Here is a 24,041-nt window from a genome sequence, read left to right on the forward strand (position 1 = left end):
ATAATTCGTTGTTCATGCGAACGGCGCGGGAAGTTCTCCGCGCCGTTTCGTTTTATCCGGCGCCGGCGGCGCGATGGTGGTGCAGGGGAGTGGTAACGCAGTGACACAACAACAACGGTCGTTCGACGATATCGTCGCGCGCGAACAAGGGTTGCGCCACGCGCTGACGTCGGGGCAGATGGCGATGATCGCGATCGGCGGCGCGATCGGCACGGGGCTGTTCCTCGGCAGCGGGTTCGCGATCGGGCTCGCCGGCCCGAGCGTGCTGGTTTCGTATGCGATCGGCGCGCTGATCGCGCTGCTGCTGATGGGCGCGCTCGCGGAAATGACGGTCGCGCATCCGACGGCCGGCTCGTTCGGCGCCTATGCCGAGCACTACGTCGGCCCGCTCGCGGGTTTTCTCGTGCGTTATGCGTACTGGTTCGCGGTCGTGTTCGCGATCGGCACCGAGATCAGCGCGATCGCCGTGTTCATGAAGTACTGGTTCCCGGCGGTGCCCGGCTGGTACTGGGTGATCTGCTTCTCCGCGCTGCTGATCGCGGTGAACCTCGCGAGCGTCACGTTGTACGGGACGGTCGAATACGCGTTTTCGCTGCTGAAGATCGCGGCGATCGTCGTGTTCATCGTGCTCGGCGCGTATCTCGTCTGGTCGGCGCCGGCCGCATCGGGCGTCGGTTTCGCGAACTACACCGCGCACGGCGGCTTCATGCCGAAGGGGCCGTGGGGTACGTGGGTCGCGGTGATCGTCGCGATCTTCAGCTACATGAGCATCGAAGCCGTCGCGATCGCGGCCGGCGAGGCGCGCGATCCGCAGCACGCGGTCACGCGCGCATTCCGGTCGACCGTGTTCCGGCTCGTGCTGTTCTACCTGCTGACACTCGCGCTGATGCTCGCGATCGTGCCGTGGACGCAGGCCGGCACCGACGAAAGCCCGTTCGTGAAGGTAATGGCCGCGACGCACGTGCCGTACGCGGCGGGCGTGATCAACTTCGTGCTGTTGATCGCGGCGCTGTCGGCGATGAACAGCCAGCTCTACGTGACGACGCGGATGATGTTCAGCCTGTCGCGCGCGCGTCTCGCGCCCGCGGTGTTCGGCCGGCTCGGCACGAACGGCGTGCCGCGCGCGGCGCTGTGGATCTCGACGAGCGGCGTCGCGGTGGCGGCCGTGCTGGTCGCGCTTGCGCCCGACACCGCGTTCACGGTGATGATGGCGATCGCGATGTTCGGCGCGCTGTTCACCTGGCTGATGATCTTCGTCACGCACCTGCGGTTCCGTTCGCGGTATCGCGGCCCCGCGCTCGCGTTCCGGATGTGGGGACACCCGTTCGGCAGCCTGCTCGGCGCGGGGCTCGTGGCCGCGATTCTGCTGACGACCGCTTTCACGCGCGAGTTCCGGATGACGATGGTGGTCGGCGTCGTATTCGTCGTGCTGCTGACGCTCGCCTACGCACTGCATTACCGGCACCAACACGCGCGCTGAGCGCGCCGGCGTGGCCGCCCACGCCGTTCTTCAGTCGCTAAGGTTCCGTTAAGCGAGCGGCGACTACATTCGATCCTGTCTGCAAGGCGTGCGGGTCCGTACCGGCGCGCCATTTCCTGTAAAAAGGGGTTCGAATGAACAAACTTCCCGAAATCACGCTCGCGTTCTGGATCATGAAGATCTGCGCGACGACGCTCGGCGAAACGGGCGGCGACCTGCTGTCGATGACGCTGAACGTCGGCTACGCGGTGAGCTCGATCCTGCTGTTCGGCTTCTTCCTCGTGACGCTGGGTGCGCAGCTCAGGACGACGCGTTATCGTCCGGCGATCTACTGGGCCGTGATCGTCGCGACGAGCACGGCCGGCACGACAATGTCCGATTTCATGGATCGCACGCTCGGGCTCGGCTATGCGGCCGGCTCGTCGATTCTGGTCGCGATCCTGCTGGCGATCTTCGCGGTCTGGCGCCTCAGCGGCGAATCGCTGTCGGTCGACCTGATCCGGACGCGCAAGGTCGAGCTGCTGTACTGGATCGCGATCCTGTTCTCGAACACGCTCGGCACCGCGCTCGGCGACTTCCTCGCCGACAGCTCGGGGCTCGGTTTCGGCGGCGGCGCACTGCTGATCGGCGGCCTGCTGGCGGCGATCGTGCTCGCGCACTACTTCACGCGCATTTCCGGCGTGCTGCTGTTCTGGGCCGCGTTCGTGCTCACCCGTCCGTTCGGTGCAACGGTCGGCGACCTGCTGACGAAGCCGGTCGCGAAGGGCGGCCTCGCGCTCGGTACGGTCGGCTCGTCGGCCGTGCTGCTCGGCGTGCTGGCGGCGATGGTCGTCTATGCGAGCATCGCGCAGGCGCAGCGTCGCGAGCCGGCGCTCGCGCGAATCGCGCAATCGAGTGGCAAGTGAGTGATGGCGCGTGAAAAGGAAAGGGGCCGCGAGGCCCCTTTTTTCGTGCTGCGTGGCTCAGTGGCGGCCGGTGCTGCCGAAGCCGCCTGTGCCGCGATCGCTCTCGGCGAATTCGTCGACGATGTTGAACTGCGCCTGCACGACCGGCACGATCACGAGTTGCGCGAGCCGTTCGAACGGGTTCAGCACGAACTCGGTCTGGCCGCGGTTCCACGTCGAGACCATCAGCTGGCCCTGGTAGTCGGAGTCGATCAGGCCGACGAGGTTGCCGAGCACGATCCCGTGCTTGTGGCCGAGGCCCGAGCGCGGCAGGATCAGCGCCGCATAGCCGGGATCGGCAAGGTGGATCGCGAGGCCGGTCGGCACGAGCGTGGTTTCGCCCGGCTGCAGCGTGACCGGTGCGTCGAGGCATGCGCGCAGGTCGAGGCCGGCGCTGCCGGTGGTCGCGTAGGCGGGCAGGTAGTCGCGCATGCGCGCGTCGAGGATCTTCAGGTCGAGTTTCATGCGGTCGTCGAATCGGTCGGGAAGGGCGCGGCGGTGATGGCCGCCGCGCGGTAGATCAGATCAGGCGGTTGTCGGGCAGGCGCTTCGCGATTTCCGCGACGAGCGCATGCGCGAGTTCGTCTTTGGGCGCGCGCGGCAGGCGCGTGAGGCCGGCGGCCTCGAACAGCACGACTTCGTTGTCGTCGAGGCCGAACGTCAGCGGGCCGAGATTGCCGACGAGCAGCGGCACGTTCTTGCGCTTGCGCTTCTCGTCGCCGTGCACGTCGAGGTCGCCGCTTTCGGCCGCGAAACCGACGCAGAATGGCGCATCGGGCAGCGCCGCGACCGACGCGAGGATGTCGGGATTCTCGACGAACGCGAGCGCCGGCATCTTGTGGTCGGCCGTCTTCTTCATCTTGTGCTCGGCCGGCTGTTCGACGCGCCAGTCGGCGACCGCGGCCACCGCGATGAAGATGTCGGCGTCGGCGACCGCGTGCATCACCGCGTCGTACATCTGCTGCGCGGTCTGCACGTCCTGACGGTAGACGCCCCACGGCGTGTCGAGCGCCACCGGCCCGGCGACGAGATGCACGTCGGCGCCGGCCTGCTGCGCGGCGCGGGCGAGCGCGAAACCCATCTTGCCGCTGGAGCGGTTCGTCAGGCCGCGCACCGGGTCGAGCGGTTCGAACGTCGGCCCGGCCGTGATCAGCACGCGGCGGTGCGCGAGCACCTTCGGCGCGAAGTGCGCGACGATCGCTTCATAGATCGCCTCGGGCTCGAGCATGCGGCCATCGCCGACTTCGCCGCATGCCTGCGCGCCCGAATCCGGGCCGAGCACCGACACGCCGTCGGCGCGCAGCTGCGCGGCATTGCGTTGCGTGGCCGGGTTCTGCCACATCTGGCGGTTCATCGCGGGGACGACGAGCAGCGGACAGTCGCGCGCGACGCACAGCGTCGACAGCAGATCGTCGGCGAACCCATGCGCGAGCTTGGCGAGGAAATCCGTCGACGCGGGCGCGATCACGATCGCGTCGGCTTCGCGCGACAGGTCGATGTGCGCCATGTTGTTGTCGATGCGCGCGTCCCACTGGCTCGTATAGACGGGCCGGCCCGACAGCGCCTGCATCGTGACGGGCGTGATGAACTGGGTGGCGGCGTCGGTCATCGCGACCTGCACGGTCGCGCCGGCCTTCACGAGCAGCCGCGTGAGTTCGGCGATCTTGTAGCAGGCGATGCCGCCCGTCAGGCCGAGAACGAGGTGTTTTCCTGCGAGTTCTGCGTGTGCCAACTCAGGCCTCCTGGGGTCAAACGGAACGGCCGGCGCGAAGCCGGCCGTCGACACGGAGTATGCGCGCTCAGCGCGAGCCGCGCACGCGCCGCAGCTCGTCGTAGATCAGCAGCACCGCCCCGATCGTGATCGCGGAATCGGCGAGGTTGAACGCCGGGAAGTGCCACGCGCCGACGTGGAAATCGAGGAAGTCGATCACGTGACCGTAGACGAGCCGGTCGATCACGTTGCCGAGCGCGCCGCCGAGGATCAGCGCGAGCGACAGGCTGAACAGCCGCTGCTGGCCGTGACGGCGCAGCAGGAAGCAGATCACGAGCGTCGCGCCGATTCCGAGCGCGGTGAACGCCCAGCGCTGCCAGCCGCTCGCGGTCGACAGGAAGCCGAACGCGGCGCCGCGGTTGTACACCAGCACGAGGTTGAAGAACGACGTCAGCGCATGCTGCGCGCCGTACGCGAACGTTTTCAGGATCGCGATCTTCGACAACTGATCGAACAGGATCACGATCAGCGAAATACCGAGCCAGGGCGCGAGCGCGCCGCTGGCCGGTTTCGACAGGGTTTTCGCCATGGTTAAGCAGCGCTCCGGATTTCGCCGTTTTCAAACAGGTTCGAGAAGCAGCGGCCGCACAGCGTCGGATGCTCGGCGTGCGCGCCGACATCTTCGCGGTAGTGCCAGCAGCGCTCGCATTTCTGGTACTTCGACGCGGCCACGTCGACGCTTTCCTGCGCTTCGTCGTCGACCTTGACGACCGTCGCGGCCGACGTGATCAGCACGAACTTCAGGTCGTCGCCGAGGCTCGTGAGCGCGTCGTAGCGCGCGCCGCTCGCATGCACGGCCACTTCGGCCTGCAGCGACGAACCGATGCGGTTCGCGGTGCGCGCTTCCTCGAGCGCCTTCGTCACGTTGCCGCGCACGTCGCGCAGCAGCGCCCACTTCTCGATCAGCGCGGCCGAGCCGGCGACTTCCGGATACGCGTAGTAGGTTTCCGTGAAGATCGTGTCGCTCGCCGGCTGGAACACCTTCCATGCTTCTTCCGCGGTGAACGACAGGAACGGCGCGAGCACGCGCAAAAGGCCGTGCGTCAGGTGGTACAGCGCGGTCTGCGCGGAGCGGCGCGCGCGCGAATCGGCGGCGCTCGTGTACAGGCGATCCTTCAGCACGTCGAGGTAGAAGCCGCCGAGGTCTTCCGAGCAGTACGTCTGCAGCTTCGCGACGACCGGGTGGAATTCGTACTTTTCGTAGTGGCCGAGCAGCTCCGTCTGCAGTTGCTGCGAGAACGCGACCGCATAGCGGTCGATCTCGAGCCATTCGTCGACCGGCACCGCGTGCTGCGCGAAGTCGAAATCCGACAGGTTCGCGAGCAGGAAGCGCAGCGTGTTGCGGATGCGGCGATAGCCTTCGGTCACGCGCTTCAGGATCTCCTCGGAGATCGCGAGCTCGCCCGAGTAGTCGGTCGACGCGATCCACAGGCGGATGATTTCCGCGCCGAGGCGGTTCGCGACTTCATGCGGGTCGATGCCGTTGCCGAGCGACTTGCTCATCTTGCGGCCTTCGCCGTCGACCGTGAAGCCGTGCGTGAGCAGGCCCTTGTACGGCGCGCGGCCGTCGATCATCGATGCCGTGAGCAGCGACGAGTGGAACCAGCCGCGATGCTGGTCCGAGCCTTCGAGGTACAGGTCGGCCGGGAACTGCAGCTGATCCTTGTGCGAGCCGCGCAGCACGTGCCAGTGCGTCGTGCCCGAGTCGAACCACACGTCGAGCGTGTCGCGGTTCTTTTCGTACAGGTTCGCATCGTCGCCAATCAGCTCGCGCGGGTCGAGCGACTGCCACGCCTCGATGCCCGACTGCTCGACGCGCTTCGCGACTTCCTCGAGCAGCTCGAGCGTGCGCGGGTGCAGCTCGCCGGTTTCCTTGTGCACGAAGAACGCCATCGGCACGCCCCACTGGCGCTGGCGCGACAGCGTCCAGTCCGGACGGTTCGCGATCATGCTGAACAGGCGCTGCTTGCCCCAGGACGGGTAGAACGCGGTCGCGTCGACGCCTTCGAGCGCCGTCTCGCGCAGCGTCTTGCCGCCGTCGCGCGGCGTCACGTCCATGCCCGCGAACCACTGCGACGTCGCGCGGTAGATGATCGGCGTCTTGTGGCGCCAGCAGTGCATGTAGCTGTGCGTGTACTTCTCGCTGCGCAGCAGGGAGCCGGCCGCGTGCAGCGCGTCGACGATCTTCGGGTTCGCCTCCCAGATCGACAGGCCGCCGAACAGCGGCAGCGATTCGATATAGCGGCCGTCCCCCATCACCGGGTTGATGAAGTCGGAATCGGTCATCCCGTGCGCCTTGCACGACATGAAATCCTCGATACCGTACGCGGGCGACGAGTGCACGACGCCGGTACCGGTGTCGGTCGTCACGTAGTCGCCGAGGTAGACGGGCGCGGTGCGCTTGTAGCCGGGGTGAGCCGACGCGAGCGGGTGGTGGAAGCGCAGGTTCGCGAGCTTCACGCCGGGCGCGGTCGCGACGACGCGGCCGGTCAGCTTGAAGTCGGTCATGCAGGCTTCGACGCGCTCTTCGGCGATGATCAGCAGCCCGCGCTCGGTGTCGACGAGCGCGTAGACGATTTCCGGATGGAGGTTCAGCGCCTGGTTGGCGGGAATCGTCCAAGGCGTGGTGGTCCAGATCACGATGCCGCCCTCGGCGCGCGGCAGCGCCGGCAGGCCGAACGCCTGCGCGGTCTTTTCCGGTTCCGCGAACGCGAACATCACGTCGATCGTCGGATCGGTGCGGTCCTTGTATTCGACTTCCGCTTCCGCGAGCGCCGAGCCGCAGTCGAAGCACCAGTTGACCGGCTTCAGCCCGCGGTACACGTAGCCCTTCTCGATGATCTTGCCGAGCGCGCGGATTTCTTCCGCCTCGTTGACGAAGTTCATCGTCTTGTACGGGTTGGCCCAGTCGCCGAGCACGCCCAGGCGCTTGAAGCCGACCTTCTGCTTCTCGATCTGCTCGGTCGCGTACGCGCGCGCCTTGCTCATCACTTCGGCCGCCGGCAGCGACTTGCCGAACTGCTTCTCGATCTGGATCTCGATCGGCATCCCGTGGCAATCCCAGCCCGGCACGTAAGGCGCGTCGAAGCCGGCCATGTTGCGCGACTTGACGACGATATCCTTCAGGATCTTGTTGACCGCGTGGCCGAGGTGGATGTCGCCGTTCGCATACGGCGGGCCGTCGTGCAGGATGAACTTCGGGCGGCCCTGGCTGGCCGCGCGGATCTTGTCGTAGATGCCGCGCTCTTCCCACTCCTTGACCCACTGCGGCTCGCGCTTGGGCAGGTCGCCGCGCATCGGGAACGGCGTGTCGAGCAGGTTGACCGGATACTTGGCCTGCGGTTTCGAATCGGCTTTCTTGTTGCTCATGATGGGATCGCTATCTAAATCGGGGAGACGCTCGGGCGTCGTGAATCGGGGATGCGCGCGAGAGGGCGGCGCGAGGGTGCGGCGCCAGGGCGCCGCCGTCCGGATCAGCTAATTCGGTCGGTGGCCGACGTCGCGAAGCCCGTCGCGCGGCTGCCCGGCGCACGGTCGCGCTCGATGAAGTACGCGCGCGCATTCGCGACGTCCAGCGCGATCGCGCGCGACAGCGCCTCGAGATCGTCGAACTTCGCCTCGTCGCGCAGCTTCTTCAGGAATTCGACACGGATCAGCTTGCCGTACGCATCGCCGTGCCAGTCGAGCAGATGGACCTCGAGCAGCACGCGGCCCGAATCGTCGACGGTCGGGCGCAGCCCGAGGCTCGCGACGCCCGGCAGCGGCGCGGGGCCGAGGCCGTGCACCTGCACGACGAAGATGCCCGCGAGCGCCGGCCGCTTGTGCGCGATCGGCAGGTTCAGCGTCGGGAAGCCGAGGTCGCGGCCGAGCTTCAGCCCGTGCGCGACGTGGCCGCTGATCGCGTAGCCGTGGCCGAGCGCTTGCGCGGCCGTGTCGAGGTCGCCCGCGGCGAGCGCCGCGCGCACGCCGGAGCTGGAAATGCGCGTGCCGTCGCTGCCGGCCACCGTGCCCATTTGCTCGACCTCGAAGCCGTGCTGCTCGCCGGCCGCCTTCAGCGTGTCGAAGGTGCCCGCGCGCTTCGCGCCGTAGCAGAAATCGTCGCCGACCATCATCCAGCGCGTGTGCAGCCCGTTCACCAGCGTGCGCTCGACGAACGCCTGCGGCGACTGGCTCGCGAAGGTGTGGTTGAAGTGCTCGACGACGACGCGGTCGACCCCGTGGTCGCGCAGTGCCTCGAGCTTGTCGCGCAGCATCGCGATGCGCGGCGGCGCGCCGGCCGGGTTGAAGAATTCGCGCGGGTGCGGCTCGAACGTCATCACGCACACGGGCAGGCCGCGTGCGTCCGCTGCCGCGCGCACGCGCGCGAGCAGGGCCTGGTGGCCGCGATGGACACCGTCGAAGTTGCCGATCGTCAGCGCGCACGGGGCGCGGCTCTCGGCGTTGGGCAGGCCGCGGAAGACTTTCACGATAGCGGATGCAGCGTCGGGGGAATGGGCGGTGGGATGCCGCAAAGCAGAAGATTATAAACGTTCGGGCGGGCCGGCGGCCGAGAAGGCGGGAAACGCGAGGGCGAATGGTAAAATTCGCGGATGAAAAAAATCGTGATCCTGATTTCCGGTCGCGGCAGCAACATGGAGGCCATCGTCCGCGCGTGCGCGCGGGAACGCTGGCCGGCCCGGATTGCCGCCGTGATCGCCAACCTGCCCGATGCGGCCGGACTGGCTTTTGCCGCGTCGCACGGGGCGGCGACGGCGGTGGTCGACCACCGGTCGTTCGATGGCCGCGACAGCTTCGACGCGGCGCTCGCCGCCGAGATCGACCGTTTCGCGCCCGATCTCGTCGTCCTCGCCGGCTTCATGCGTATCCTCACGCCCGCATTCGTCAGACGATACGAGGGCCGGCTGCTGAATATCCATCCGTCGCTGCTGCCGAGCTTCAAGGGCATCCATACGCACCAGCAGGCGCTGGATGCCGGCGTCGCGCTGCATGGCGCGAGCGTGCATTTCGTCATTCCCGAGCTCGACAGCGGCGCGATCGTCGCGCAGGGCGCGGTGCCCGTGCGCGCCGGCGACGACGCGGCCGCGCTCGCGCAGCGCGTGCTGACGATCGAGCACGTGCTGTATCCGCGTGCGGTGCGCTGGTTCGTCGAGGGGCGCCTGCGCCTCGAGAACGGCCGTGCAGTGGTGGCGCCCGACGAGGCGCGCTGGATTTTCGCGGATCAACCGCATACCGAAACGAGTGAGGGTGTATGAAGCTGCACGGATTCCTGATCGGCCAGACCGAGACTTTGCTGGCCGAGGTGCTGAAGTTCGCCGGCCCCGCCGACGCGACGACGAGCCGGTTCTTCCGCGCGCATCCGAAGCTCGGGCATGCCGAGCGCGGCGTGATCGCGGAGGCCGTGTTCGCGGTGCTGCGCCGGAAGATGGAGTTTTCGCATCTGGCCGAGAGCGGCACGGGCACGCCCGCGCGGCGCCTCACGCTGCTCGGCCTGATGCAGACGGTCGGTCGCAATGCGCTGAAGCCATTCCTGTCCGACACCGAGTCCGCCTGGCTCGAGCACGTGTCGAAGATCGACCCTGCGAGCCTGCCTGTGCGCATTCGCACGAATCTGCCCGACTGGATTCACCAGGCGCTGTCGGCCCGTTTCGACGCCGACGAGCTCGCGCAACTCGCCGCCGCGCTGAACTACCCGGCGCCGCTCGACCTGCGTGCCAACGCGCAGAAGGCGACCCGCGACCAGGTGATCGAAGCGCTGCGCGTGAGCGGCATCGAGGCGGGCGCGACGCCGTTCGCGCCGTTCGGCGTGCGCGTGGTCGGCAAGCCGGCGCTGACGCGCCTGAAGCTGTTCGAGGAAGGCGCGATCGAGGTGCAGGACGAAGGCAGCCAGCTGCTGTGCTCGCTGGTCGCGCCGCGGCGCGGCGAGATGGTCGTCGATTTCTGCGCGGGCGCCGGCGGCAAGACGCTCGCGCTCGGCGCGATGATGCGCTCGACCGGGCGCCTCTATGCGTTCGACATCTCGGAGAAGCGCCTTGCGAAGCTGAAGCCGCGCCTCGCGCGCAGCGGGCTGTCGAACGTGAACCCGGTGCTGATCGACAGCGAGCACGACGCGAAGATCAAGCGGCTCGCCGGCAAGATCGACCGCGTGCTGGTCGACGCGCCGTGCAGCGGCCTCGGCACGCTGCGCCGCAATCCTGACCTGAAGTGGCGGCAGACGCGCACGGCGATCGACGAGCTGACGCCGAAGCAGGCGTCGATCCTCGCGAGCGCCGCACGGCTCGTGAAGAAGGGCGGCCGGCTCATCTACGCGACCTGCAGCGTGCTCGACGCCGAGAACGAGCGCATCGTCGAACAGTTCCTGGCCGATCACCCCGAGTTCGTGCTGGTGCCGGCGCAGCAGGTGCTGGCCGACCAGCGCATCGAGCTCGAGACGGGCGACTACCTGTCGCTATGGCCGCACCGTCACGCGACCGACGGTTTCTTCGCGGCGGTGCTCGAACGCCGCGCCGCGCAGTAACGACGCGCGGACGGACGATGGAGAATCTGCAGAGCCGCCTGCTGTCGCACCGGCTGGCATCGGTGATTCGCGATTTCCACCAGCCGGTGATGATCTGGCAGGCGGCGCTCCTCGTCGGGGCGCTGTGTTTCGCGTGGGTGGCCGCGCGCTTCGTGCACGGCCGGATCGACGCTCGGCGCCGGGCAGCCGGACGCGCGCCGGGCGCGGGCGCGCAAAGCCTGAAGCGTGCGCTGTTTCCGCTGTTCGGCAGCGTGTTCGTCGGCGCCGCGCAGCTCGCGTTCGACCCGTTCATGTCGACGTCGCTGCTGTCGCTCGCGCTCGTGCCGCTGTTCGGCATCGGGCTGATCTACGTGCTGTTCTTCTTCGCGCGGCGCGTGTTCGCGCGCGACGGCCACACGCACGCATGGCTGTCGATCGTCGAGAAGATCGTGTCGACCGTCGTGTGGGCCGCGATGGCGATGACCGTGCTCGGCATCCAGCGCGACGTGCTCGGCTGGCTCGACAGCGTGCAGTTCCGGGTCGCGACCGCGCACCTCACGCTGCTGTCGGTGATCTCCGGTGCGCTGTGGGTATGCGTGACGCTGATGGTCGCGATGTGGCTCGGCTCGGTGCTCGAGGATCGCCTGTCGCGCGCGAGCACGCTCGACGCGAACCTGAAGGTCGTGCTGTCGCGGGTCGGCCGCGCGCTGCTCGTGTTCGCGGCGATCCTGATCGGGCTGTCGCTCGTCGGCATCGACGTGACGGTGCTCGGCGTGTTCGGCGGCGCGGTGGGCGTCGGCCTCGGTTTCGGGCTGCAGAAGATCGCGAGCAACTACGTGTCGGGCTTCATCATCCTGGTCGACCGCTCGCTGCGGCTTGGCGATGCGATCAGCGTCGGCGGGCTGCAGGGCGTCGTCACGCAGATCCGCACGCGCTACACGGTCGTGCGCGGCCTCGACGGCAACGAGACGCTGATCCCGAACGAGAAACTGATCACCGACGTCGTGCAGAACCAGTCGTCGTACCTGACGCGCGGCTATGCGAAAGTCGCGGTGCAGGTCGCGTACACGAGCGACGTCGAGCAGGCGCTCGCGTTGCTCGTCGCTGCCGCGAAGGACGTGCCGCGTGTGCTGGCCGAGCCGGCGCCGACCCCGTACCTCGTGAGTTTCGGCGCGGACGGGATCGACCTGGAGCTCGGCTTCTGGATCGAGGATGCGGCGAAAGGCACGTCGGGCGTGCGCTCGAGCGTGAACCGCAACATCTGGCGGCTGTTCAGCGAGCACGGGATTTCGATTCCGTTTCCGCAGCGCGAGGTGCGCGTGGTCGGGCTGCCGGACGGCTTTCCCGCGCCGGGCGTGGCGGCCGGGCTCGATCCGGCGCCCGCCGACGGTGCGCTGAACGGGCGCGCGCCGGCGGCGTAGCGGGCGGGCGCGGTCAATCGTACCGATTCCCCGGTCGAAACCGGATCGCGCGCCTTTCCGAGTCCGCCGGTGGACCGCGCGGATTGCGTCAGGGCAAGAAAATATTCATTTTTTACAAAGACTTGGAACGGTTGAAGTAAAATTCTGGTCTACACGCGGTATGCTTTCATTTTTATGACGCTGGCATGAGCCGGCGTCGCTCTCATCACGGGTAACTGCCTTGTTGAATTCCCTGCTCGATTTTCTTTCCCACGGGCTCCTGCGTTTTTCGTGGTGGCAGGTCGCGCTGTTCGCGCTTGCCGTCACGCACGTCACGATCATCGGCGTGACGGTCTACCTGCATCGCTGCCAGGCGCACCGCGCGCTGGAGATGCATCCGATCGCGAGCCATTTTTTCCGTTTCTGGCTGTGGATGACCACCGGGATGCTGACCGGCCAGTGGGCGGCGATCCATCGCAAGCACCACGCGAAGTGCGAAACCGAGGAAGATCCGCACAGCCCGCAGACGCGCGGCATCTGGAAGGTGTTCCTCGAGGGCGCCGAGCTGTATCGCGCGGAAGCGAAGAATGAAGAGACGATGCGCAAGTTCAGCCACGGCACGCCGAACGACTGGCTCGAGCGCAATCTCTACTCGAAGTACCCGATCCTCGGCATCAGCATGATGATGGTGATCGACGTCGCGTTGTTCGGCGTGCTCGGCCTGACCGTGTGGGCCGTGCAGATGGTGTGGATCCCGTTCTGGGCGGCGGGCGTCGTCAACGGCTTCGGTCATTTCTGGGGTTATCGCAACTTCAACTCGGCCGACGCCAGCACGAACCTGTTCCCGTGGGGCATCCTGATCGGCGGCGAAGAACTGCACAACAACCACCACACGTTCGCGACGTCGGCGAAGCTGTCGAACAAGTGGTACGAGTTCGATATCGGCTGGATGTACATCCGCATCATGTCGGCATTCGGTCTCGCCAAGGTGAAGAAGGTCGCGCCCACGCCGCGCCTGAACAAGCCGAAGACGGTGCTCGACCAGGAAACGCTGCAGGCCGTGCTGTCGAACCGCTATGAAGTGATGGCGAGTTACGGCAAGGCCGTGAAGCGTGCGTACCGCCAGGAGCTCGCGCACCTGAAGGAACTCGGTTCGAGCGAGAAGTACCAGCTGATGCGCGGCGCGCGCAAGTGGTTCCACAAGGACGCCGACGGCCTCGACGAGCCGCAGAAAAAGCTGCTGCCGGAAATCTTCGCGAACAGCCAGAAGCTGCATACGTACTTCCAGCTGCGCCAGGATCTCGCCGCGATCTGGGATCGTTCGACCGCGTCGCGCGAACAACTTCTCGCGCAATTGCAGGATTGGTGCCATCGCGCGGAACAAAGCGGCATCAAGGCGCTGCAGGAATTCGCGACGCGCCTGCGTCGCTACGCCTGATTCGAAATCGATTAGAATCTCAGGACGTCACAAACCCCGCGTTGGCGGGGTTTTTTCATTTGGGGCGCCGGTTTTTGACGGATCGGCGGCGCCGGTATTGGTATGAAGCTTTGGGGCGTGGCGAGTGGGTGCCCCGGACGAGTGCAAGGGATGGGATCGGGGCAGGCGCCAAAGCGCCGACGCTGATCGACCGCGAAGCATGGGATCAGAGTAAGCGCTGAAGCGCCAACTCTGATCGACAGGAGATATGGAGATGCAATCGACGATCAAACCCGTCGAGTACGACCGGCCCGTCGCAGCTGGGACCGTGTGCGGCGTGGGACAGGCATGGGCCAAGGTGCCCGAGGCGCCGTCCGCCGAGGAGCGCGCTTCGCTGAAGGCACGCATCAAGGCGTTGCTCGCCCGTGAAAAGGCCGTGCTGGTCGCCCACTACTACGTGGATGCCGAACTGCAGGAACTGGCCGACGAAACGGGCGGCTGCGTGGCCGATTCGCTCGAAATGGCCCGCTTCGGCCGCGATCACGACGCGCAGACGCTGGTCGTCGCGGGCGTGCGCTTCATGGGCGAAACCGCGAAGATCCTGAGCCCGAACAAACGGATCCTGATGCCCGATCTCGACGCGACCTGTTCGCTCGACCTCGGCTGTCCGGTCGACGAATTCTCGGCGTTCTGCGATGCGCATCCGGACCGTACCGTCGTCGTCTACGCGAACACCAGCGCGGCCGTGAAGGCGCGCGCGGACTGGATGGTCACGTCGTCGATCGGCCTCGAGATCGTGGCCGATCTGCACGCGCGCGGCGAAAAGATCATCTGGGCCCCGGACCGCCATCTGGGCAGCTATATCCAGAAGAAGACCGGCGCGGACATGCTGCTGTGGCAGGGCTCGTGCCTCGTCCACGACGAGTTCAAGGGCATCGAGCTCGACCTGCTGCGCGCCGAATATCCGGACGCGAAGGTGCTCGTCCATCCCGAGTCGCCGGAAAACGTCGTGGCGCAGGCCGATGTCGTCGGTTCGACCACGCAACTGATCGACGCGGCCGTCAAGTTCGACGCGAAGCGCTTCATCGTCGCGACCGATCTCGGCATCCTGCACAAGATGCAGCTCGCAGCGCCCGGCAAGACCTTCATCGCGGCGCCGACGGCCGGCAACAGCGCGACCTGCAAGAGCTGCGCGCACTGCCCGTGGATGGCGATGAACGGCCTCGCGAATCTCGCCGACGTGCTTGAACGCGGTCACAACGAGATCTTCGTCGATCCCGCGATCGGCGAGCGTGCGCGTTTGCCGATCGACCGGATGCTCGAATTCGCGGCTGCGCACAAGAAGCGCGTGCAGGCGAGCGGCGACTTGCAGCGCGACCAGCAACTGTTCGCGAACGTGGGGGCGGCGTAATGAACGGCCCCCACGCTCACATTCGTTCGCTGTCGACCGGAGTTGGCGCTTCAGCGCTTACTCCGGTCCCATGCACGGCTCCCCCCGAGGGGGCGGCCGCCTTCCTTGGGGGCGGCCCGGCGGAAGGCGCCGCGACTGCAGTCTCCCCTCTGTTCGAAGCCGTCCGCGCCCAATACGGCGCGGCATTCGACGAAGCGATCGCGCGCAACGTGGCCGATGCGATCGCCGAAGACGTCGGCACCGGCGACCAGACCGGGCGGCTCGTGCCGGCCGGCGAGCGCCGCCGTGCGCGGATCATCGTGCGCGAGGAAGCCGTGCTGTGCGGCGTGCCGTGGTTCGACGCCGTGATCGCCCGGATCGATCCGTCGATCGTCGTGCAATGGCGCTATCGCGAAGGCGACCGGATGACGGCCGATTCGACCGTGTGCGAACTCGAAGGGCCGGCGCGCTCGCTCCTGACCGCCGAGCGCAACGGGCTGAACTTCCTGCAGCTGCTGTCGGGCGTCGCGACCGCGACGCGCCGCTACGTCGATCGCGTCGAAGGCACGCGCGCGAAGATCCTCGATACGCGCAAGACGCTGCCGGGGCTGCGGCTCGCGCAGAAGTACGCGGTGCGCGTGGGCGGCGGCGAGAACCAGCGTCTCGCGCTGTACGACGGCATCCTGATCAAGGAGAACCACATCGCGGCGGCAGGCGGTGTCGGCGAGGCACTCGATGCGGCGTTCGCGCTGGAATCGGGCGTGCCCGTGCAGATCGAAGTCGAGACGCTCGCGCAGCTCGACACGGCGCTCGCGCATCGCGCGCAGTCGGTGCTGCTGGACAACTTCACGCTCGACATGATGCGCGAAGCGGTGAGTGTGGCTGCGGGCAAGGCCGTGCTCGAGGTATCGGGCGGCGTCAATCTCGATACGGTGCGCGCGTTCGCGGAGACGGGCGTCGATCGCATCTCGATCGGCGCGCTGACGAAGGACGTGCGGGCGACGGACTATTCGATGCGGATCGTCGACTGACCCAACGTCGTTCAATCAGACAAAAAGCCGCTGGCGCGCGAACGCCGGCGGCTTTTTTCTTGTGCTGCGGCCGCAGCGGGAAAGGGCGGCGTGCGGCTCAGCGGCGCACGCGCGGCGTGAGCACGCTCGGCAATGCCTTCGGCAGCGTATGCGGCCAGTCGCGGCTGTAGTGCAGCCCGCGGCTTTCGCGGCGGGAGTGCGCGCTCTTGACAATCAGCGTTGCCACGTCGACGAGGTTGCGCAGTTCGAGCAGGTCGCGCGTCACGCGGAAATTCGCGTAGTACTCGTGGATCTCGTCGCGCAGCAGCGACAGCCGGTGCTTCGCGCGCTCGAGGCGCTTGTCGGTGCGCACGATGCCGACGTAGTTCCACATCAGGCGGCGCAGTTCGTCCCAGTTATGTGCAACGACGACTTCCTCGTCCGCATCCGATACGCGGCTTTCGTCCCACGCGGGCAGCGTGGCGGGCGTGTCGGTATCGAAGCCGGCCGCCTCGATCGCCTCGGCTGTCGCGCGGCCGATCACGAGGCATTCGAGCAGCGAGTTGCTCGCGAGCCGGTTCGCGCCGTGCAGCCCCGTGTACGATGTTTCGCCGACCGCATACAGGTCGGCGAGATCGGTGCGCCCCGCGAGATCGGTGACGACGCCGCCGCACGTATAGTGCGCGGCCGGCACGACGGGGATCGGCTGTTTCGCGATGTCGATGCCGAATTCGAGGCAGCGCGCATGAATCGTCGGGAAATGTTCGCGCAGGAACGCTTCCGGCTGATGGCTGATGTCGAGATACACGCAGTCGATCCCGCGCTTCTTGATCTCGAAGTCGATCGCGCGTGCGACGATGTCGCGCGGCGCGAGCTCGGCGCGCGGATCGTGCGCGGGCATGAAGCGCGTGCCGTCGGGCAGCTTCAGCAGGCCGCCTTCGCCGCGCACGGCTTCCGAAATCAGGAACGACTTCGCGTACGGATGGAACAGGCAGGTCGGGTGGAACTGGATGAATTCCATGTTCGACACGCGGCAGCCCGCCCGCCACGCCATCGCGATGCCGTCGCCGGTCGCGGTGTCGGGGTTCGTCGTGTACAGGTAGACCTTGCCGGCGCCGCCGGTGGCGAGCACCGTATGCGGCGCCTCGATCGTAATCGTACGGTCGTTGTCGACGTCGAGCGCATACAGGCCGTGACAGCGGCGGCCGGGCAGGCCGAGGCGGTCCGACGTGATCAGGTCGATCGCATGGTGGTTTTCGAAGAACGTGATGTTCGGATGCTGGCGCGCGCGCTCCGACAGCGTCGCAAGCACCGCATGGCCGGTCGCATCGGCCGCATGGATGATCCGGCGATGGCTGTGGCCGCCTTCGCGCGTCAGATGAAAGCCGAGTTCGGCCGCGTCGTCCTTCGTGAACGGCACGCCTTGCGAGATCAGCCATTCGATTGCTTCGCGGCCGTGCTCGACGATGTAGCGCGTCGCGCCTTCGTCGCACAGGCCGCCACCGGCGACCAGCGTGTCGTCGACGTGGTTCTCGATGCTGTCCGTCGAGTCGAGGACCGCCGCGATGCCGCCCTGCGCGTTATCGCTCGCCCCCTCCATCATCGAACGTTTCGCGATCAGCGCGACACGTCGCGTGCTGGCCAGGTTGAGTGCGACCGATAGCCCTGCCAGGCCGCTGCCGACGATCGCCACGTCGAATTTCATGCTGCATCTCCATCGTTACGCTTTTGATCTTGTGCGTTCCGGCGGCCGCGGCCGCGGAAAGGGGAGAGCATACCGCGTCGGGCCCGAGCGTGCGCGCAAAACAAAAAGCCCCGCAGGAGCGGGGCTTTTCGGTCGCCGTCAGGCTGGCAGAAACCGGAGATTACTTGATCTTGGTTTCTTTGTATTCCACATGCTTGCGGACGACGGGATCGAACTTCTTGATCGCCATCTTTTCCGGCATGTTGCGCTTGTTCTTCGTGGTCGTGTAGAAGTGACCCGTACCAGCGGTGGACTCGAGCTTGATCTTGTCGCGTGCGCCTTTTGCCATGATTGTGCTCCTTGGGCTTAGGCTTCGCCGCGTGCGCGCAGGTCAGCGAGCACGGAATCGATGCCGTTCTTGTCGATCAGGCGCAGGCCGGCGTTCGAGACGCGCAGGCGCACCCAGCGGTTTTCGCTTTCAACCCAGAACCGGCGGTTTTGCAGGTTCGGCAGGAAGCGACGCTTGGTCTTGTTGTTGGCGTGGGAAACGTTGTTGCCGCTCATCGGCGCTTTCCCAGTTACTTGGCATACGCGTGCCATGAGAGCACTCCTAATACGCTAAATTCGGGGTTCGATCGCCGGTGAAGGTTCCATCGCGCCGCCACGTGATCCATGGTTGCACTCAGAACGCCGTAGCCCTTGCAGACGAGGCCCTTCGATGGCTAGAACTGGTTGGAAAAAATACAGACGGCGATTCTAGCAGAAAAAGTTCAGAAAAATCAAACCTAATTTCACTTCGCCGTTGCGGCGCCCTGGGACGGGCCGCCGCGCCACAGTTTACAGCCAACCGGCCCGCGCGAACGAAAAAGTATCGCTGACGCCGACGACGACGTGATCGAGCAGCCGCACGTCGACGAGTTCGAGCGCGTCTTTCAGCACGCGGGTCAGGCGGCGGTCTTCCGCGCTCGGCTGCACCGCGCCCGACGGATGGTTGTGCGCGACGATCAGCGCCGCGGCGTTATGTTTCATCGCGCGGCGCACGATCTCGCGCGGATAGACGGCCATGCGCGTGAGCGAGCCGCGCGCGATTTCCTCCATGTCGATCAGGCGGTTGCGCGCGTCCAGATAGACCGCGATGAACACTTCGTACTGGCGCGTGCTGATCTTCAGTCGCAAACAATCCTCGACGGCACCGGGCGAGTCGATCGGCGTCCGTTCCTCCGCTTTCTCCACCAGCATGCGCCGCGCGATCTCGGTGACCGCGACGAGCCGCGCGGAGCGCGCGGGACCGATGCCGGGGTGCGCCTCGAAATCGCCGGTGGTCGCTTCGAGCAGCCCGCTCAGCGTGCCGAACTGCTCGACCAGTTTGCGGGCGGTGACGAAGACATCGTGACCGGGCTTGCCGGTGCCGAGCAGCAGCGCGATCAGCTCGTCGTCGGTCAGCGCGGTCGGCCCGCGTTCCACCAGCCGTTCGCGCGGCCGCTCGGGCCGCCAGCCGGCCGGGCGGCGCCTGTGCCGGTTGATCGGGATGACGCGGCCGGGCGGATCGGTCGGCGTGTCGGCGGTGTCGCGGCATTCGGCCGACGGCAGGATGAGGCGGGGTGACGGCATGCTCGGAACTCCATTGGGCGCGGGCGGCGTGCGCGACGTCGTCGCACTTTCCTCCTTGCCCGCTCAGGTGACTTACAATATTGGCTTTGCGCCGGGCCATTCGGCCGTATCGGGCGCCGACTGAACGAGTAATTCATGAGCCTCATCGATCTATCCGAAGTGAAGCCCGGTTCCCACGTCACGTTGCATTACCGGCTGGCACTGGCCGACGGCGCCGACATCGTCAACACCTTCTCGGACAAGCCGGCCACGCTGCTGCTGGGCGCGGGGCAACTGGCGCCGTCGCTGGAACAGATTCTGCTCGGGCTCAGGGTTGGCGACCACTCGACTTTTCAGCTAGCCCCCGATCAGGGGTTCGGCCCCCGCAATCCCGACATGCTCCAGCGCGTGACGCTGTCGACGCTGCGCGAGAACGGGATGGTCGGCGACGATTTCACCCCGGGCGAACTCATCGAGTTCAATGCACCGGATGGCGGTCGCTACGCGGGGGTGCTGAAGGAAGTCAGCGAGACCTCGGCGCTGTTCGACTTCAATCATCCGCTCGCGGGCCAGGCGCTCACGTTCGAAGTGAAAATCATCGGAATCCTGTAATCATGAGTACCACCGATACGCTGTCCGGGCAGACCGTCGCCGCCGACGCCGAAATCCTGCTGGCCCAGCCGCGCGGCTTCTGCGCGGGCGTCGACCGCGCGATCGAGATCGTCGAGCGCGCCATCGCGATGCACGGTGCGCCGATCTACGTGCGTCACGAAATCGTCCACAACAAGTACGTGGTCGAGGATCTGAAGAAGAAGGGCGCGATCTTCGTCGAGGAACTCGAGGAAGTGCCGGCCGGCAACACCGTGATCTTCAGTGCGCACGGCGTGTCGAAAGCCGTGCGCGACGAGGCCGACGTGCGCGGGCTGCGCATTTACGACGCAACCTGCCCGCTCGTCACGAAGGTGCACGTCGAGGTGGCGAAGATGCGCCAGGACGGCGTCGACATCGTCATGATCGGGCACAAGGGCCATCCCGAAGTCGAAGGCACGATGGGCCAGGTCGAGCGCGGCATGCACCTCGTCGAAAGCGTCGAGGACGTGCAGAAGCTCGAACTCGCCGATCCCGAGCGCATCGCGCTCGTCACGCAGACGACGCTGTCCGTCGACGACGCGGCCGAGATCATCGGTGCGCTGAAGGCGAAGTATCCGAAGATCCGCGAACCGAAGAAGCAGGACATCTGCTACGCGACGCAAAACCGCCAGGACGCGGTGAAGTTCATGGCGCCGCAATGCGATGTCGTGATCGTGGTCGGGAGCCCGAACAGCTCGAACTCGAGCCGGTTGCGCGAAGTGGCCGAAAAGCGCGGGGTGGCCGCGTACATGGTCGACGCGCCCGACCAGATCGATCCGGCATGGGTCGCCGGCAAGCGCCGCATCGGCGTGACGGCCGGCGCGTCGGCGCCCGAGGTGCTCGCCCAGGCCGTGATCGCACGGCTGCGCGAACTCGGCGTGCGCAACGTCCGGGCGCTCGACGGCATCGAGGAAAACGTGTCGTTTCCGCTGCCGCGCGGGTTGAACCTGCCGCCCGCCGCCTGATTGCCGCATCGCACTCGCGGAACACCGAAGCGCGCCTCCCGGCGCGCTTTTTTTGTGGTCTCGAAATTGCAATCGCAACCATTATTCCCAATCGTGGTGCAACCCGGTTGCTCCCGCCGCGCGTAATCGTGTCTCAAAATTGGTTGCAATGCAGGAAAACCCCATCGAATCAGGAATATTGGCGTCCTATAAATGGAGTTACAATGCGCCCGTTTTCAAGCCGGAATGGCTTTGAAATCGGGTTTTTGGCAAGGCGCGGGAGACCATTCAATGCATGTGAAGTTGGCTTACGCCGTGTCCGTCGCCGCACCGGTTGCAATCCATGCCGGCTGCAGCAAAAAGAGCGACGACGGGGCGGGCAGGGAGGCGGCGGGGTTCGCGGCGCCATCGGCCAGCGGCGTGCGCGTCGCCGGAAGCGGACGCGCGGCGCCATCGGCACGCCGTATCGCGCAACTGGGCAGGGACAAGGAACACGGGGCACGTTTGACGATCGAGGAAATCAACGCGCGCGGCCCGACGACCGGGCCGGCAGCGGGCATGCAGGCTGCGCCGCGGCCAGCGGCCGGTCGATGGATGCCGGACGATCGCGGCGTTGCCGGCAGCGTGCCGATGCCACTGTCCCGCCTTCAATTCGATTCGACGAAACAGCGCGTTGCCGCGACCGCCCATGGCGTGGCGCGCAGTCTGGTTCGTACGATGGATTCCGATGCAGTCCTGACGCAAGTCGGGCGCGGCTGCCGCAACGCCTTGCCGGGCGACGCGGCGCGGAATCCGCTCCGTCCGGGCGCGATGCTTGCATGGCACCGGACGGGCCAGGGCACGGATGCCGGGAAACCGGACGACGGCCGTCTCGGCATGCTGCCCCACGACTTCAAGGAGGCCACGAACACCGTCCTCGATGTCGTGACGATTTAGCGACGGGACTCATGACGGCACCGAAACAGTGCGGTGCCGTTTTTGTATCCGCTCCGGCGGCAGGTCCGGCCGTACAGGCCGGGCGGCGCGCGCCGGGACGATCCACCCTTACCGGTATCGACTAGTACCCGCAGTGTCGCCGAGAAGGCGCGATGCCTCGCTTACCCGCGGCGCAACGACCTCCGGCAGCATGGGCCAAGGAGCTTTAAATGGATATTTTCGTCCAGCAGGTTCTCAACGGGCTGGTGCTCGGCAGTGTGTACGCCATCATCGCGTTGGGATACACGATGGTGTACGGCATTCTCGGCATCATCAACTTCGCGCACGGCGACGTGCTGATGATCGGCGCGATGGTCGCGCTGTCGGCCATCACCGTGCTGCAGAACCACTTTCCCGGCCTCGGCAACGTCGCGACGCTGACGATCGGCCTGGGCATCGCCGCGGTCGTCTGTGCGTTCGTCGGCTTCACGATCGAACGGGTCGCGTACCGGCCGCTGCGCCGCGCGCCGCGCCTCGCGCCGCTGATCACCGCGATCGGCGTGTCGATCCTGCTGCAGACGGCTGCGATGATCATCTGGTCGCGCAACCCGCTGCCGTTCCCGCAATTGCTGCCGACCGACCCGATCAACGTGATCAAGGCCACCGACACCACGCCTGGCGCCGTGATCTCGGTCACTGAAATCGTGATCATCGCGGTCGCGTTCCTCGTGATGGCAGGCCTGCTGCTGCTCGTGCACAAGACCAAGCTCGGCCGCGCGATGCGCGCGATCGCCGAAAGCCCGAACACCGCCAGCCTGATGGGCGTGAACCCGAACTTCGTGATCTCCGCGACGTTCATGATCGGCTCCGCGCTCGCCGCGCTGGCCGGCGTGATGATCGCGTCCGAATACGGCAACGTGCACTTCTACATGGGCTTCATCCCCGGCATGAAGGCGTTCACCGCGGCGGTGCTCGGCGGGATCGGCAACCTCGGCGGCGCGATGGTCGGCGGCGTGCTGCTCGGCCTGATCGAGCAGCTCGGGGCCGGCTACATCGGCAACCTCACGGGCGGCGTATTCGGCAGCAACTATCAGGACGTGTTCGCCTTCATCGTGCTGATCATCGTGCTGGTGTTCCGTCCGTCGGGGCTGCTGGGCGAACGGGTCGCGGATCGCGCGTAACGGAAGGGGAGCAAACAACATGACATCCATTCAACCGATCGAATCGTCGACGTCGCTCGTCGAAGAGCGCAACACCGCCAAGACCGTGGTCATCGGCCTCCTCACCGCGGTCCTCGTGATCGCCGCGCCGATCCTGATCGGCTCTGCCGGCGGCAACTACTGGGTCCGCGTGCTCGACTTCGCGATGCTGTACGTGATGCTCGCGCTGGGCCTGAACGTGGTGGTCGGCTTCGCCGGCCTGCTCGACCTCGGCTACATCGCGTTCTATGCGGTGGGCGCATACGTGGCGGCACTCCTGAGCTCGCCGCACCTGACCTCGCAGTTCGAGTGGATCGCGGCGCTCGCGCCGAACGGCCTGCACGTGCCGTTCCTGCTCATCGTGCCGATCGCGATGGCGCTGGCGGCGACCTTCGGGATCCTGCTCGGCGCGCCGACGCTGCGCCTGCGCGGCGACTATCTGGCGATCGTGACGCTCGGCTTCGGTGAAATCGTCCGGATCTTCATGAACAACCTCGACCGTCCGGTGAACATCACCAACGGCCCGAAGGGGATCACGGGCATCGATCCGGTGCACGTCGGCGGCTTCAACCTGTCGCAGACGCATACGCTGTTCGGCTTCCAGCTGCCGTCGGTGTACATGTACTACTACCTGTTCGTGCTCTGCTCGCTGCTGGTGATCTGGGTGTGTACGCGTCTGCAGCACTCGCGTATCGGCCGCGCGTGGGCAGCGATCCGCGAAGACGAGATCGCCGCGAAGGCGATGGGCATCAACACCCGTAACGTGAAGCTGCTCGCGTTCGCGATGGGCGCGTCGTTCGGCGGCCTGTCGGGCTCGATGTTCGGCGCGTTCCAGGGCTTCGTGTCGCCCGAGTCGTTCACGTTCTGGGAATCGATCGTCGTGCTCGCCTGCGTGGTGCTCGGCGGCATGGGTCATATCCCGGGCGTGATCCTGGGTGCGGTGCTGCTCGCGATCTTCCCGGAATTCCTGCGCTCGACGATGAGCCCGCTGCAGCATGCGCTGTTCGGTCACGACATCGTCGATACGGAAGTGATCCGTCAGGCGCTGTACGGCCTCGCGATGGTGGTCATCATGCTGTACCGCTCGGAAGGCCTGTGGCCCGCGCCGAAGCATGAGGACAAGATCGCGAAACTGGCGAAGCGCAACAGCAAGAAGCCGGTGCGCGCTTAACCA

22 protein-coding genes are annotated in these 24,041 nt (G+C 66.5%); 13 read left to right on the forward strand and 9 right to left on the reverse strand.

Annotated elements, in window-relative coordinates; all coding sequences use genetic code 11:
* Positions 1-100 precede the first annotated feature (100 nt).
* The gene (locus C4B30_RS14265; RefSeq protein WP_027785210.1) at positions 101-1,480 is read left to right on the forward strand and encodes an amino acid permease; all 1,380 of its coding nucleotides are present in this window, start codon (positions 101-103) and stop codon (positions 1,478-1,480) included.
* A gap of 134 nt (positions 1,481-1,614) precedes the next feature.
* The gene (locus C4B30_RS14270) at positions 1,615-2,385 is read left to right on the forward strand and encodes a COG4705 family protein (protein ID WP_027785209.1); all 771 of its coding nucleotides are present in this window, start codon (positions 1,615-1,617) and stop codon (positions 2,383-2,385) included.
* A 57-nt stretch (positions 2,386-2,442) separates the two neighbouring features.
* Here the strand turns inward: C4B30_RS14270 and dut are convergent, their stop codons facing one another.
* The 5 genes from dut to C4B30_RS14295 form a co-directional block, all read right to left on the reverse strand.
* Positions 2,443-2,889: a dUTP diphosphatase gene (gene dut / locus C4B30_RS14275; RefSeq protein WP_027785208.1), complete on the reverse strand. Its 447-nt coding sequence runs from the start codon at positions 2,887-2,889 to the stop codon at positions 2,443-2,445.
* Positions 2,890-2,944: 55 nt separating this feature from the next.
* A complete protein-coding gene (gene coaBC, locus C4B30_RS14280; protein WP_027785207.1) occupies positions 2,945-4,156 on the reverse strand; it encodes a bifunctional phosphopantothenoylcysteine decarboxylase/phosphopantothenate--cysteine ligase CoaBC in 1,212 nt (403 codons plus the stop codon).
* 67 nt (positions 4,157-4,223) lie between these two features.
* Positions 4,224-4,724, reverse strand: coding sequence for a signal peptidase II (gene lspA, locus C4B30_RS14285; protein WP_027785206.1), 501 nt, complete (start codon positions 4,722-4,724; stop codon positions 4,224-4,226).
* A 2-nt stretch (positions 4,725-4,726) separates the two neighbouring features.
* On the reverse strand, positions 4,727-7,564 hold the full coding sequence (ileS, locus tag C4B30_RS14290) for an isoleucine--tRNA ligase (RefSeq protein ID WP_027785205.1): 2,838 nt from the start codon (positions 7,562-7,564) through the stop codon (positions 4,727-4,729).
* Positions 7,565-7,668: 104 nt separating this feature from the next.
* Entirely contained in the window at positions 7,669-8,661 is a 993-nt protein-coding gene (locus C4B30_RS14295; RefSeq protein WP_027785204.1) for a bifunctional riboflavin kinase/FAD synthetase, read from the reverse strand.
* A gap of 123 nt (positions 8,662-8,784) precedes the next feature.
* Between C4B30_RS14295 and purN the strand changes: the two genes are divergently transcribed.
* From purN to nadC, 6 genes are all read left to right on the forward strand, one after another.
* Positions 8,785-9,447, forward strand: coding sequence for a phosphoribosylglycinamide formyltransferase (gene purN / locus C4B30_RS14300; RefSeq protein ID WP_027785203.1), 663 nt, complete (start codon positions 8,785-8,787; stop codon positions 9,445-9,447).
* Complete coding sequence (locus C4B30_RS14305) at positions 9,444-10,709, forward strand: RsmB/NOP family class I SAM-dependent RNA methyltransferase (RefSeq protein ID WP_027785202.1); 1,266 nt, start codon at positions 9,444-9,446, stop codon at positions 10,707-10,709. Before purN ends, C4B30_RS14305 begins: the two co-directional genes overlap by 4 nt.
* 17 nt (positions 10,710-10,726) lie before the next feature.
* On the forward strand, positions 10,727-12,109 hold the full coding sequence (locus C4B30_RS14310; protein WP_027785201.1) for a mechanosensitive ion channel family protein: 1,383 nt from the start codon (positions 10,727-10,729) through the stop codon (positions 12,107-12,109).
* A gap of 220 nt (positions 12,110-12,329) precedes the next feature.
* Positions 12,330-13,526, forward strand: coding sequence for a DesA family fatty acid desaturase (locus tag C4B30_RS14315; RefSeq protein ID WP_027785200.1), 1,197 nt, complete (start codon positions 12,330-12,332; stop codon positions 13,524-13,526).
* Positions 13,527-13,779: 253 nt separating this feature from the next.
* Positions 13,780-14,916, forward strand: coding sequence for a quinolinate synthase NadA (gene nadA / locus C4B30_RS14320; RefSeq protein ID WP_027785199.1), 1,137 nt, complete (start codon positions 13,780-13,782; stop codon positions 14,914-14,916).
* Positions 14,916-15,926 carry a carboxylating nicotinate-nucleotide diphosphorylase gene (gene nadC, locus C4B30_RS14325; RefSeq protein WP_080681360.1) on the forward strand — a complete coding sequence of 337 codons (1,011 nt, stop codon included), beginning with the start codon at positions 14,916-14,918 and terminating at the stop codon, positions 15,924-15,926. Before nadA ends, nadC begins: the two co-directional genes overlap by 1 nt.
* Before the next feature lie 97 nt (positions 15,927-16,023).
* Here the strand turns inward: nadC and nadB are convergent, their stop codons facing one another.
* The 4 genes from nadB to radC form a co-directional block, all read right to left on the reverse strand.
* A complete protein-coding gene (nadB, locus tag C4B30_RS14330; protein ID WP_105132660.1) occupies positions 16,024-17,610 on the reverse strand; it encodes an L-aspartate oxidase in 1,587 nt (528 codons plus the stop codon).
* Between the two features lie 160 nt (positions 17,611-17,770).
* Positions 17,771-17,938, reverse strand: a complete 168-nt coding sequence (gene rpmG / locus C4B30_RS14335) for a 50S ribosomal protein L33 (RefSeq protein WP_006478046.1) — start codon at positions 17,936-17,938, stop codon at positions 17,771-17,773.
* Between the two features lie 17 nt (positions 17,939-17,955).
* Positions 17,956-18,189 (reverse strand): 50S ribosomal protein L28, encoded by a 234-nt coding sequence (gene rpmB, locus C4B30_RS14340; RefSeq protein WP_004186391.1) that lies wholly within the window; start codon positions 18,187-18,189, stop codon positions 17,956-17,958.
* A 237-nt stretch (positions 18,190-18,426) separates the two neighbouring features.
* Complete coding sequence (gene radC / locus C4B30_RS14345; protein WP_105132661.1) at positions 18,427-19,200, reverse strand: RadC family protein; 774 nt, start codon at positions 19,198-19,200, stop codon at positions 18,427-18,429.
* 135 nt (positions 19,201-19,335) lie between these two features.
* Here radC and C4B30_RS14350 point away from each other — a divergent pair, with 135 nt between their 5' ends.
* The 5 genes from C4B30_RS14350 to C4B30_RS14370 all read left to right on the forward strand — a co-directional run bounded on the left by C4B30_RS14350 (position 19,336) and on the right by C4B30_RS14370 (position 24,038).
* Positions 19,336-19,791, forward strand: a complete 456-nt coding sequence (locus C4B30_RS14350; RefSeq protein WP_006488950.1) for an FKBP-type peptidyl-prolyl cis-trans isomerase — start codon at positions 19,336-19,338, stop codon at positions 19,789-19,791.
* Between the two features lie 2 nt (positions 19,792-19,793).
* Positions 19,794-20,774, forward strand: a complete 981-nt coding sequence (gene ispH, locus C4B30_RS14355) for a 4-hydroxy-3-methylbut-2-enyl diphosphate reductase (protein ID WP_006488968.1) — start codon at positions 19,794-19,796, stop codon at positions 20,772-20,774.
* A gap of 270 nt (positions 20,775-21,044) precedes the next feature.
* On the forward strand, positions 21,045-21,689 hold the full coding sequence (locus tag C4B30_RS14360) for a hypothetical protein (RefSeq protein WP_027785195.1): 645 nt from the start codon (positions 21,045-21,047) through the stop codon (positions 21,687-21,689).
* A 209-nt stretch (positions 21,690-21,898) separates the two neighbouring features.
* Positions 21,899-22,849: a branched-chain amino acid ABC transporter permease gene (locus tag C4B30_RS14365; protein ID WP_027785194.1), complete on the forward strand. Its 951-nt coding sequence runs from the start codon at positions 21,899-21,901 to the stop codon at positions 22,847-22,849.
* Between the two features lie 19 nt (positions 22,850-22,868).
* A complete protein-coding gene (locus C4B30_RS14370) occupies positions 22,869-24,038 on the forward strand; it encodes an ABC transporter permease subunit (protein WP_027785193.1) in 1,170 nt (389 codons plus the stop codon).
* Positions 24,039-24,041: the final 3 nt, after the last annotated feature.

It is taken from the genome of Burkholderia sp. BE12 (assembly GCF_002959955.1).
Lineage (GTDB): Bacteria > Pseudomonadota > Gammaproteobacteria > Burkholderiales > Burkholderiaceae > Burkholderia.